The sequence below is a fragment of the Colwellia sp. M166 genome (assembly GCF_024585285.1).
Classification (GTDB): Bacteria; Pseudomonadota; Gammaproteobacteria; order Enterobacterales; family Alteromonadaceae; genus Cognaticolwellia.
In genome coordinates this window covers 2,417,269-2,429,874 of the sequence record NZ_CP040755.1, presented here as the reverse complement: position 1 = coordinate 2,429,874, position 12,606 = coordinate 2,417,269, and the positions used below count along the sequence as shown (strand labels likewise).

Genomic DNA, 12,606 nt, shown 5'->3' with positions numbered 1-12,606 from the left:
TGAAAAAACAAGTAACTTTTTATTGTAATTGAGATTTTTTTTTGTAAAATAGCGCGCACTTTTTTGCCCATTAATTAGGCAACTTAATTACGCAATCAGCATCGGCTGTTTGGCGTTGAGGATATGTTTTTGTTTTTTGAAGGCTCTGAAAAAAAAGCTGAAATAGTTGTCAAAGCAACGCAAATTTCACTACTTGATGACATTGAAGATGATTTTTGGCCGGTATTGGTACAATGCTGTAATGCACAAATTTTATCGTCAATTCGCAACCATGATTGTAAAGCATTTCTGCTTTCTGAATCGAGCTTGTTTGTTTGGCATGATCGGATATTAATTCTAACTTGTGGCAACACGCGTTTAGTGCATTCAGTAGAGTTCTTTATTCAGCAAATAGGCATGGATAATATTCAACAAGTTATTTATCAACGTAAAAATGAATATTTTGCGCATGCTCAGCCAAGCAGTTTTGGTGATGACATTAAGTTATTGGGGCAATATGTTGCGGGAAAAGCTTATCGCTTTGGTGAGCTAGATAGCCATCACAATTATATTTTCCACCAAGACAATAATTTTCAAGCAGATAATTTAGATAAAACTTATGAATTTCTTGCTTATCAGATCAGCCAACAAGCCTCTGAGAAGTTAACCACAGTAGGGTTAAAAGCCGAAGAAATTCGTCAATTTTTACAGTTAGATAAGCTGATTGGCGACTTTTTATTGGATGATTTTGTTTTTGACCCCTTTGGTTATTCGGTTAACGCCATTAAAGGTAAACATTACCTCACTATACATGTTACGCCACAAGCAAACAGCAGCTATGTCAGTGTTGAGTCGAATATTAATTTAAGAGCGCTTACGGAAAAGTTTTTAACCATATTAGCGCCAAAATCATTTGATTTATTAAGTTTCAATGATTTTGATTTTGTTAACTTAACTGATGAATTTATCCCAACGAATTATGTCAGCAAGTCACGAGTCAGTGAGCATTTAAGTAATAACTACTTAGTTTGCTTTGCTAACTATATATTACCGCAGCAAGGCTTTGCAAAAGCAAAAGCGTTTGATATCGCAGGAGAAAAGCATGCACTCTGATTTATGGGTAGAAGAAAAGTTTCAAGATTTTTTAGGCTTGAAATTTAAAGTAGAAAAAGTCCTTTTTTCAGGAAAAAGTGAATTTCAAACGGTTGACGTCGTTGAAACCAAAGGCCATGGCAAAATGCTACTGAACGATGGCTTAATTATGGTGACCGAGCGTGATGAATTTGCTTACCACGATATGATCACTCATGTGCCTTTGTTTGTTCACCCGGCACCAAAAAATGTTTTAGTTATTGGTGGCGGAGACGGTGGTACTGCCCGTGAAGTCTTGCGTCATAAAGGCGTTGAAAAATGCACTATGGTAGAAATTGATGCCATGGTAGTTGATGCTTGTCGTCAGCATATTCCACAAACGTCAAAAGATTTAGACCATGAAAAAATGCAATTAATTATTGGCGATGGTGTTGAATTTGTTAAGCAAACAACAGAAAAATTCGATGTAATTATTGTTGATAGTACTGATCCTATCGGCCCTGCTCAGCCTTTATTTGGCGAAGCTTTTTATCAAGATGTTTTTAATTGCTTAACAGATGACGGTATTGTGGTTTCTCAAGGTGAATCGTCATGGTATGCCATGGATATTCAGCAATCATTACTGACAGTGCTTAATGCAGTATTTCCACAAAACTACTTATATTCGTTTAGTAATTTAACTTATCCTGGTGGTTTGTGGAGCTTTACTTTCGCCAGTAAACAATACCATCCAGTAAATGACTTTGATGAGCAACGTGTTGCTGCTAGTGGTTTGGATTTTCAGTATTACAACCAAGCATTACATAGTGCAGCATTCGCCCTGCCCAATTTTGTTAAAAAAGGTTTAACTGGATTAATTGATAACAGCTAAAGTTTAGCTGTTATGCATAATAAGCCATAACTTAAGCCATAGTACGGCGCTAAGTTACGGCTTTTTTATTTTTATTGTTTCCTACCCTTACCTCAAAATGTAATTGCGATATGCCCAATTCGAATACTGGTCAGCGTTGGAAGTTTCGGTTACGGTATTGGTCATTAACGCCTATTTGTTAATGGCGTACAAATGGGGAATACTTTTTAGGATCAAAAAATAAAGGTATTCCCTGATTATGAGCTTTTACTTGGCGCTATTTTGATAAAGTCGGTAAACCACTTGTCCGGCTACCTTTTCTTTCAAAAGCTGCCAATGACTCGGCATCACTTGTGCGTTAGTGTCGGCTTCCATTTCGACATATATTAAGGCGTCTTCATCTAAGCCTTTTATAGACAATAATTCTACTGCTTGTTGGGCGAGGCCTTTTCTAAAAGGGGGATCAATAAAAACTAATGAGAAGCTTTGTTGGTTCGTTTGCAAAAAATCTAAAGCGTTTTGTTGCACTACTTGGATGTTATCGATTTTTAGCAGCGCTTTGTTATCTTTTAATTGCTGAGCCGCGGCTTTATTGAGTTCAACTAAGGTCAGTGATTCTGCACCACGCGACATCGCTTCAAAACCAAGACCACCAGAGCCAGCAAAGCAATCTAAACAATTAGCATCTTGTACATAGGGCATCAGCCAATTAAATACCGTTTCTTTCACGCGATCGGTCGTTGGACGTAAACCATCTGCAATTAGTACCGGTAATTTTCGACCACGATGTTGACCTGCAATAATACGGATATGACCGGTTTTGGTGTTTTTATCTGATTGTTTTTTGAGTTTGCTCATAACTTAAACAGCTTTTATTTTTGTGTCGGCAGGTTAGGTGATACTATATCGATAATTTTATCCTTGTTTACTTGTGAATACCATCTGATCTATGAATTGTTCAAGTTGCAACAAACCTTAGATTAATGATTTCAGTAGTAAACGTATACATCAAATACATTTAATTAAGATTGTAAATACATTTATGTCGAAGAAAAAAGGTATGTTTTCCTGGTTAGGTCTAGGCAAAAAAAAGCAAGAAGAAGTTGCTCCTGTCGTTGAAGATGTTAATGAAAATATCATCGAAGAAACTGAGCAAGAGTCGGTTGTTGCGGAACAAGTAACAACTGAAACAGCTACCTCTGAAGAATTTATTGAAAATAATATGCAATCATCAGCAAAAGCACTTGCTATTGATGAACCTGTTGTTGAAGAATTACCTGCAGAGCCAGAGCCAGAGCCAGAGCCAGAGCCAGAGCCAGAGCCAGAGCCAGAGCCAGAGCCAGAGCCAGAGCCAGAGCCAGAGCCAGAGCCAGAGCCAGAGCCAGAGCCAGAGCCAGAGCCAGAGCCAGAGCCAGAGCCAAAAGTTGGCTTTTTTGTGCGCTTAAAGCAAGGATTAACAAAAACACGACAAAACTTTGGTGGCGGACTGTTTAGTCTGTTTCGTGGTAAGAAAATTGATGACGAGCTCTTTGAAGAACTTGAAACTCATTTGTTACTAGCTGATGTTGGGGTTGAAACCACAACAAAAATTATTGATTCTTTAACTGAGTCTGCATCACGTCGACAATTAAAAGATGCTGATGCACTATATGATTTATTAAAAGCAGAACTGAAAAAAATTATTGAACCCGTCAGCCAACCGCTAGTGATTAAATCGGATGATGGCCCTTTTGTGATTTTAATGGTTGGCGTTAATGGGGTTGGTAAAACGACCACTATTGGTAAGTTAGCTAAGCAATTTCAGGCTGAAGGTAAGTCAGTGATGTTAGCGGCAGGTGATACTTTCCGCGCCGCTGCCGTTGAACAGTTACAAGTGTGGGGTGAGCGTAATGATATTCCGGTTATCGCTCAACATACCGGCGCAGATAGTGCTTCGGTTATTTTTGATGCGATTAGTGCAGCAAAATCGCGAGGCATTGATGTATTAATTGCAGACACAGCTGGACGTTTACAAAATAAAAATCATTTAATGGAAGAGCTGAAAAAAGTGGTTCGAGTGATGAAAAAACTTGATGTTAATGCTCCCCATGAAGTGATGCTAACGCTTGATGCTGGCACAGGGCAAAATGCCTTGAGCCAAACTAAGTTGTTTAATGAAGCAGTAGGCTTAACAGGCCTAGCGTTAACAAAACTTGATGGTACCGCAAAAGGTGGTGTCGTTTTCGCGGTTGCCGATAAACATGCTATTCCTATTCGCTATTTAGGTGTGGGTGAAGGCATTGATGATTTACGTCCATTTAATGGCAGCGACTTTATTGATGCACTGTTCACTCACGAAGCACAAGAATAATACGGCTTATGATCCGATTTAATAACGTTAGTAAAACTTATCCAGGGGGCTTTTTAGCGCTCAAACAAGTGAGCTTTACTATTGCTCCGGGTGAAATGGCGTTTTTAACGGGGCACTCGGGCGCTGGTAAAAGTACTTTGCTGAAGCTGATGAGTATGATGGAAAAGCCCAGCGTTGGTAGTATTGAAATTAATGGCAGTGAATTATCAACCATTAAGTATCAACAAATACCTTATGTACGTCGAGGTATTGGTATGATTTTCCAAAACCATAATTTGTTATTAGATCGAACCGTATTCGATAATGTTGCTTTGCCGCTAATTATCGAAGGTTATAGTCATAAGGAAACCCGTAAACGGGTTGAAGCTGCGCTTGATAAAGTACATCTGTCGAGCAAATTAAAATGTTTTCCGAATATGCTTTCTGGTGGCGAACAGCAACGAGTGGGCATAGCACGCGCTATTGTTAATAAACCGCCAATTTTGTTAGCTGATGAGCCTACAGGTAATTTAGATCCTAAATTATCTTTGGATATTATTCGATTATTTGAAGAGTTTAATGATATGGGCGTCAGCGTTTTAATTGCCACTCATGATTTAGGGTTGATTGCTCGCATGAAGTATCGCACGCTGACGTTAAAGCAAGGCCATATGATCACCGATGGTATTGTCGATGGCTTACAGGCTGCAGGTGACCTAAATGCAAACTAATTTTAGTCGTCAAAGTAAGCATCAGCTAGGTTGGACCGGTCGAATTACTGCCCGCGTTATTCGTCATTTACAACAGGGAATAGGTAGCTTAGGTGATTTATGGCGTACGCCGTTTACATCAGTGATGACAGTTTTAGTGTTAGGCATAAGTTTAACTTTACCGGCAACATTGCACCTTTTTGTGAAAAATACTCAAATGGTTACTGAGCAGTGGAACTCTGCATCGGAAATCACACTGTTCTTAAAATTATCAACACCTGATAAATCAGCTCAAAATCTCGTACAACGTATTAAGCTTTATCCTGAGGTGGCTAATGTTGTTTATATTTCTGCTGATCAAGCGCTAACTGAATTTAAAGTGGCGTCTGGCTTTGGCCAAGCGCTAGAATATTTAGATGAAAATCCGCTACCTGCAACTTTATTAGTTACGCCCACCAAGCGTTTTAGCCAAGTACAAGCAGCACGTGAGTTATTACTTAAATTAGAACAAGAGCGTGGTGTTGATCAAGGTAAACTTGATCTTGAATGGTTAACTCGTTTGCAAGCGATGGCAGCACTCATTGAAGATGTAGTGATAGCGATAGCTGTGTTGTTGTGTTTGTCAGTGGTACTGATTATTGGCAATACAATTCGCTTAGCCATTTTAAATCAAAAAGATGCTATTGCTGTGATGAAATTGGTCGGGGCAACCGATAGCTTTATTCAACGGCCATTTTTATATGCTGGAGTTTGGTATGGTGTGCTTGGTGGCTTTGTTGCGAGTATCTGCGTCGCTATTTTAGCGAGTTATATTTCTGGTGCCTTGAGTCAATTAACCGAGCTTTATCAAAGTCAGTTTGTTTTATCGGGCTTATCTTTTACTGAATTAGTTGTTTTGCAGCTTTTAGCTATTGGCTTAGGTTTGTTAGGGAGCTTTATTTCAGTACGCCAACATATACGCGCTATCGAGCCAACAGCAGATTAAATTGTGTAATTAACCTCAGATCGGGTTAAGCCCTAACCATAGCATTCTTCTCTACGTCACTAATATTAAGGGTTGGCTTATTTTCTTTAAGGCAATAAGCCACTAAACCTGCCAGTAAATTCAACATAAAACTATTAGGGCTACGATGACGCGAATGCTCTATTTGAGATATATTCTTCAATTGATCATTTATCGTTTCAATAATAAACCGTCTAGATAACATTGCTCTATCCCATAACGACATAGCTTTGGCTTTCATATTACGGCGCACGGTTGTTATCAAATCAACTCCTTTTTCCTTCAAACCAACTGTTAATTTTTTTGCTTATATAGCCTTTATCTGCATATAACTTCCCTTTTAAGTTTTTAGCTAAGGCTAATACGGGCTTTGTGTCGTGAACATTGCCAGTAGTTAATTTAGCCTCAACTATTTCACCTCTAAAGTTAGTGACTAAATGTAGTTTGAACCCATAAAACCAACCCATTGTTCCTTTGCCCCGTTCGGCTATACCGTCAAATGTTTTATGTCTAGGAATTCTTAAGTTATGGCATACTTTTATGCTTGTAGAGTCAATAAACTCAATACCTGTAGACTCACCTTTAAGTATTGAAAAGTAGCTAGAAAGTGGAACGACCGCTTTAGGCATCACTTCTAAAAATCGAGTGTAGCTCAATAAGCTAGGGAAATGTGAACGATAAAACTTAGCAATATAACCTTTATAATAATTTTTAAAGTCGCGATGATTTGATGTATGAAAAGCAATTAATATAGTGATTATCTCACTCATAGCCATACGGCATGGACGATTTCGCTTGATACTTCCATCAGCAATTAATTGTTTCTCCCATTGTGGGATAAATACGCGACAAAAATCATCGACATCACAGAATATTTCAACTAGTTTATTCATGCCCGTTCCTTATTATCTTTCTGTTTTTTCTTGGTCGAAAGATCGGATCGTGGAACGGGCACTTAGTTCAATTTAATTAATTCTTATCCCGAGCTGAGGTTAATTATTTAAACTGTTAGTAAATAGACCTGCGTTTAATCTTGCAACATTTCATCAGCCCAAGTGATTGCTTTGGTATGCGCGATAAAGCACTGCTCATGAGTTAGTGCTAGTTGTTCAATCAGTAAATCACTTGCTTGCCAATGTCCCATCTCAATACTTTTGGCTAGATTTAAGTAATGGGCTAAATAATTGTCATTAGTCATTAGTGCCTGTTTAATATCAGCATGGACTGGCAATATATTTAATAATGTTGCTAACGTATGATCTAAAATGCCATCGATAAAGGATAAAATACCGGTTAAAAATGCTTTTGGTGGGTTTTCTTGGTTTTTCTGTAACAAAGAAATCTGTTCACAAAACTTAGCTCTTATTAAAGACAAGCGAATAATTTCAGTTGGCTTGTTGTGATTAAGATCAGCTAAGGCTAATAAGGCAATAAATTTCTTTAATTCTATATCACCAAGATATATCAATGCATGTTTTAATGAGGTTATTTCTTGGCTTCTTCCGTAGCAAGGATTATTGATAAAGCGTAATAATTTATATGTTAGGCCTGGATCTGAGCTAAAGATCTCTCCCATAGTGTCAAAGTTTAACTGTTCACAACTTGCATGACCTACTAACTCTAAAATCTTTTGTTTTGTACTCGTCACTTTCTTTTGTTTCAGCATTTCGGGCTTGGCAAAGAAATAACCTTGAAATAAGGTGAAACCCAGTAGTTTTGTTTGTTCAAACTGTTGTGCTGTTTCAACTTTTTCAGCAAGTAAAGTTATTTTTGAGTTATTAATTGTCCTAATAAACTTACTGATTGCGAGCATTGAGTGTTGTAATACATCTATCTTTAATAGATTAATATAAGGGAAAAAACGTTGCCATTTTGGATCAAAGTCGTGGTCATCTAAGGCAAGTATATAGCCTTTTTCGGAGAGCTGTTTACATGCAGATAACAAGGCATCGCTGGCCGGAACATCTTCTAATATTTCTATGACAACTGTACTGGGATCTAAGAAACTGGGAAAATCGTTAATCAGTGTATTGGAGTGAAAGTTTATATAGGCCGGTAAATTATTGGTAATATTTTCTACACCTAAGGTTAAGTGATTATTACTTAATATATTGGATGTAGCTTGATCGGGGTCTATATCTGGAAAGCAATTACTCTCACCATCCCTAAAAAGTAACTCATAAGCAACAACGCTTTGATTTAAATCTAATATCGGTTGTCTGGCAATAAATGAATACATAAGACCTCTAATTAATGCCGCTATAATAAATTTTAAAAAGCGAAACTTTATTACTTATATATCTTGTGGTTATATTTTACAATAAGGCATGACACAAAATAGCCGAATTGCAATATCAGGCTAACTTTTGGATGTTACTCATGGTCATGTATTTTAAGAAAATTTTAAAGTGAGTGACAAAGTTTAACAAATTATTCATCGAAAAGTTGAAAGAGGGTGTTGTTTCCCCCTGTCTTCTAAGCTACTGTTGGCTTATAAAGTCGTGGTGGTAGGGGATTTATGTTATCATTGCGAACTAGATTAGATTAGATAGAGGAGTTTTTAAATGAGTGAATCAATGCAATCAATGGCGTTAACTGTTCCACAAAGTGGCAGCATTGAGGCATACGTGCAATCAGCTTATAGCATTCCGATGCTAACCGCTGAGAAGGAGCGTGAGTTAGCAACTCGTTTATATTCTGAAAATGATTTAAAAGCGGCGCAAGAATTAATTATGTCGCATCTTCGTTTTGTTATTCATGTTGCTAAAGGTTATGCCGGCTACGGTTTACCGCAAGCTGATTTAATTCAGGAAGGTAACGTTGGCCTAATGAAAGCTGTTAAACGCTTTAACCCTGAAGTAGGTGTTCGCTTAGTATCGTTCGCTGTACATTGGATTAAAGCTGAGATTCATGAGTTTGTGTTAAAAAATTGGCGCATTGTTAAAGTAGCGACCACTAAAGCACAACGAAAATTATTTTTTAATCTACGTAAAAACAAAAAGCGCTTAGGTTGGTTTAGCAATGATGAAGTTAACAATGTTGCTGAAACTTTAGGTGTCAGCACGAAAGATGTTTTGGAAATGGAATCTCGTATGAGTAACCAAGACCAAGCTTTTGAATTATCAACCGATGATGATGACAATGCCAGTGCGAGTACATATTCTCCTGCTCAGTATTTAGAAGATAAACAATCTGATCTTGCAACAGAAGTTGAAGATTCAAATTGGGAACAACATGCTAATAAGCGACTAAGCAATGCTTTAGTGAGTCTAGATGAGCGCAGCCAAGATATTATTCGTACGCGTTGGTTACATGACGATAAGTCAACGCTACAAGAGTTAGCCAATAAATATGAAATATCAGCTGAGCGTGTTCGACAGCTTGAAAAGAATGCTCTTGCTAAGTTAAAAGGTGCAATGGCAGTATAGCCTTGTGATATTTTATAAAAAACCGACTTTTGTCGGTTTTTTTACGTGTAAAATTTATTGTTATTGAGCTTGTTAATGTCAGCTGAAAACTTGTTATACCAATTCTAATAATAGCAATTTCTTCTCACTCAGTGAAATTTAAAAGCTTTAGCGGCACAGGTTCACCGTTCCCGACTGAACCTAAGTACATCCATGTTGGCAAGGCATTGATTGAAGAAAGTGGTTATAACTTTGTCAAAATCAATAACACCGACGGTAAGCCTTTTAAAATCAACCCTCGGGAGCTTGCCAGTGATTCGATAACCGCCGATAATTTCTTTCATATAGAATAACGATATTCAAAAAATGATCGTTGTTCTCAAACCGCTGGTAAGCGCTGAGAGAGAATAAACTTAATAGTTTTGGTATTAGTAATCCCATATGGGCTATAGCATTGATTAGTTGAAAGTATAAGTATTGCTTTGGTATCACTTTTTATTGTATAAAATATGAGCAATTAAGTTGAATAAGCTCTAGCCAAAAACTTTTATTTTGTTAGACTAACAGTACAAAAATAATACTAATAATAATAAATGGAATTTCCACCATGGAACCCAAGGCGAAGGAAAATATTCATGCGATACGTCAACACCCCAAATTAAAATCGCTACTTAAAAAGTATCGTCAACTTAAAACCATGCAATCTGGTTTATTACAACTGTCTGAATTAGCCAGTTCTGTAACCGATATGGATGCGTTTTATCACGCCCTTGAATCGGTAATTAAAACCTTATTGGTTACTGATAGTTTTCATATTGCACTGTTGAATAACTCGGATGAATTACAATTAGCCTACTGCCATAATCCGGTAGAAATGCGTTTACGTGAGCATGTTGATTTAGCTAACTGGCGAAAAAGCCTGACGGGTTTAGTGCTATTGCGCCAACAGCCAATGCATTGTTCAGCTAAAGTACGAAACGATCTTGCTAAAACAGATGAAATTGTCATGTATGGCTCAGTATGTGTAGATTGGCTTGGTGTGCCATTAAAGCGAGGCAAGCAAATCATTGGGGTTATTGCCTTACAAAGTTATGATGATAAATTGTATTTTTCTGAACGTGACTGTCAAATATTAGAATTTATTGCCGAGCATTTGATGACAGCAATCGATCGCGTGCGAAGTCGAGAACTACTCGAATCAAGTATTCGTCAGCGCACACTTAAGCTGACCCAGACAAATCAACAACTGCAGCGTGAAATAGTCGAGCGGCAATTAGCGGTTAAAACTCATCGAGTATTACTTAATATTTCAGAGTTAACGGCAAAGTCTCAAGCTGTTGAAAACTTTTACCAAGCACTACATCACGAAATTAATAAGTTACTGCTAGCCAAGAATTTTTATATTGCTTTACTCTCAGATGATAAAACTCAATTAGAGTTTCCTTATCATTGTGATGAAAAGTTACCACAACCAGAAACGCGAAAGCTCAGTAATGGCTTATCAGAATTAGCTATCAGAGAAGCAAAGCCTGTTTTGTTGAGTGCTAGAATGGTTTACACTTTATCGGCTCAAGGTGAAGTTACACAGTCTGCTTTTACGCAATATTATCCAGAGCGTGAGTTACCAAAGTCCTGGTTGGCCGCCCCTTTATCTGATCAAGGTGAAGTTTTTGGCGTTATCGCAATACAGCATTATCAAGATGAAGCTGCATATCACAGTAAAGATCTTGAGCTGATGCGTTTCGTTAGCCATCATATTTCTATTGAAATTTTACGACAGAGAGCGCAGCAACGAGCGTTACAAAGTCACGAAGCGCTGGAAAAAATGATCAATAAGCGCACACAAGAGCTACAAGCTACTAACCTTAATTTACGTATGCAAATTGAAGAGCGTCGAAAAGCGGAAGCACGTTTGTATCATGATGCTCACCATGACGCCCTAACTCAATTGCCCAATAGAGCCATGTTTGCCGATCGCTTAACCTATTCTATTCGACATTTGAAACGTTATCCTAAGCAACGATTTGCGGTTTTATTTATCGATTTAGACCGCTTCAAAATGATTAATGATACCTTAGGCCACCATGCCGGTGATCAGTTCTTAATTGAAATTTCACAACGCTTACGAGCTTGTGTGCGTGATAATGATATTTTAGCGAGGTTAGGTGGTGATGAATTTGTTGTACTTTTAGATTCATTACAATCATTGGAAGATGTTGAGGAAATTGCCTCTCGTATCATTGATTCAATTGCGCAACCTTTTGAACTTGATGGTCATACTTTGTATTCTAATGCCAGTATCGGCATTGCTCAAAGCCGAATGAGCTATAAAGATGCCAATGAAATATTGCGTGATGCAGATGCGGCAATGTATCAGGCTAAAAGTTTAGGGCGAGGCCGTTATGTGTTTTTTGATGACAGTATGCGTGAGCAACTTATCGCTAGCATGACACTTGAGCAAGAACTAAGACAAGCAATACAAAGTAAGCAATTTGAATTACATTATCAAAAAATTTCAGACTTAAGTTCAACAAAAGCGCTTGGCTTTGAAGTGCTGTTGCGCTGGCAACATCCGACCAAAGGTTTGCTGACCCCGAGTGAGTTTCTTTTTATGGCGGAAGAAACCGGCATGATTTTAGAGATTGAAACCTGGGTCATTGAAGAAGTATGTTTGCAGTTAAAGCTTTGGAAGCAATCAAAAGAGTATGAACATACTTATATTGGTGTCAACTTATCTGGTCGGCATTTAACGCAAGCTAATCAATTAGCAAAATTAATTAATTTAATCAGGGGTAATACTCTTGAGCCTGAACGGCTGATTTTAGAATTTAATGAATCAGCTTTTACTCGGCATACTGAATTGGCATTAAAAGGTTTGCGAAAACTGAAAAAGCTTGGTGTTAAGTTGGCATTGGATGATTACGGTGCGGGTTTATCATCTTTTAATTTTTTACATCATTATCCGTTTGAGTTTATTAAACTTGATCGTAGCTTTGTTCGTAGCTTAAATCATAATGAAAAAAACTTGTCTTTAGTTAAAGCTTTGCATGAATTGGGGACAAACTTTGGTTATCGATTAGTGGCAGAAGGTATTGAGTCTGAAGCTATGCTTAAGAAATTACAACATGTCGGTTGCGAGTTTGGCCAAGGCTATCATATTAGCCGACCAGCCAAAATAGTTAGGGCTAAAATAGAGGATAATGTAATCGAGATGTATCGAGCATAACCTCAAGCTC

At 37.7% G+C, this 12,606-nt stretch carries 10 protein-coding genes and 1 pseudogene; 8 read left to right on the top strand and 3 right to left on the bottom strand.

What is annotated here, in order from left to right:
- Positions 1-123: 123 nt before the first annotated feature.
- Both FGD67_RS11040 and speE read left to right on the top strand, forming a co-directional pair.
- Positions 124-1,092 (top strand): S-adenosylmethionine decarboxylase proenzyme, encoded by a 969-nt coding sequence (locus FGD67_RS11040; RefSeq protein WP_257171248.1) that lies wholly within the window; start codon positions 124-126, stop codon positions 1,090-1,092.
- Entirely contained in the window at positions 1,082-1,942 is an 861-nt protein-coding gene (gene speE, locus FGD67_RS11035) for a polyamine aminopropyltransferase (RefSeq protein ID WP_257171247.1), read from the top strand. Before FGD67_RS11040 ends, speE begins: the two co-directional genes overlap by 11 nt.
- Before the next feature lie 246 nt (positions 1,943-2,188).
- On the opposite strand, the gene rsmD is transcribed toward speE, so the two are convergent.
- Positions 2,189-2,779 carry a 16S rRNA (guanine(966)-N(2))-methyltransferase RsmD gene (rsmD, locus tag FGD67_RS11030; RefSeq protein ID WP_257171246.1) on the bottom strand — a complete coding sequence of 197 codons (591 nt, stop codon included), beginning with the start codon at positions 2,777-2,779 and terminating at the stop codon, positions 2,189-2,191.
- A 184-nt stretch (positions 2,780-2,963) separates the two neighbouring features.
- On the opposite strand from rsmD, the gene ftsY reads away from it, so the two are divergent.
- From ftsY to ftsX, 3 genes are read left to right on the top strand one after another with little or no spacing between them, the layout of a single operon-like run.
- Complete coding sequence (gene ftsY, locus FGD67_RS11025) at positions 2,964-4,271, top strand: signal recognition particle-docking protein FtsY (RefSeq protein ID WP_257171245.1); 1,308 nt, start codon at positions 2,964-2,966, stop codon at positions 4,269-4,271.
- An 8-nt stretch (positions 4,272-4,279) separates the two neighbouring features.
- The gene (gene ftsE, locus FGD67_RS11020) at positions 4,280-4,981 is read left to right on the top strand and encodes a cell division ATP-binding protein FtsE (RefSeq protein ID WP_257171244.1); all 702 of its coding nucleotides are present in this window, start codon (positions 4,280-4,282) and stop codon (positions 4,979-4,981) included.
- Entirely contained in the window at positions 4,971-5,945 is a 975-nt protein-coding gene (gene ftsX / locus FGD67_RS11015; protein ID WP_257171243.1) for a permease-like cell division protein FtsX, read from the top strand. The genes ftsE and ftsX overlap by 11 nt, the downstream gene beginning before the upstream one ends.
- Positions 5,946-5,970: 25 nt before the next feature.
- Here the strand turns inward: ftsX and FGD67_RS11010 are convergent.
- Together FGD67_RS11010 and FGD67_RS11005 are read right to left on the bottom strand one after the other, a co-directional pair.
- Positions 5,971-6,856: pseudogene (locus FGD67_RS11010) on the bottom strand (IS982 family transposase).
- A gap of 134 nt (positions 6,857-6,990) precedes the next feature.
- Positions 6,991-8,202 (bottom strand): EAL and HDOD domain-containing protein, encoded by a 1,212-nt coding sequence (locus FGD67_RS11005; protein WP_257175047.1) that lies wholly within the window; start codon positions 8,200-8,202, stop codon positions 6,991-6,993.
- Positions 8,203-8,527: 325 nt separating this feature from the next.
- On the opposite strand from FGD67_RS11005, the gene rpoH reads away from it, so the two are divergent.
- From rpoH to FGD67_RS10990, 3 genes are all read left to right on the top strand, one after another.
- On the top strand, positions 8,528-9,391 hold the full coding sequence (rpoH, locus tag FGD67_RS11000) for an RNA polymerase sigma factor RpoH (RefSeq protein ID WP_257175046.1): 864 nt from the start codon (positions 8,528-8,530) through the stop codon (positions 9,389-9,391).
- A 131-nt stretch (positions 9,392-9,522) separates the two neighbouring features.
- Positions 9,523-9,723 (top strand): hypothetical protein, encoded by a 201-nt coding sequence (locus FGD67_RS10995; protein WP_257175045.1) that lies wholly within the window; start codon positions 9,523-9,525, stop codon positions 9,721-9,723.
- Positions 9,724-9,977: 254 nt separating this feature from the next.
- A complete protein-coding gene (locus FGD67_RS10990; RefSeq protein ID WP_257175044.1) occupies positions 9,978-12,596 on the top strand; it encodes an EAL domain-containing protein in 2,619 nt (872 codons plus the stop codon).
- Positions 12,597-12,606: the final 10 nt, after the last annotated feature.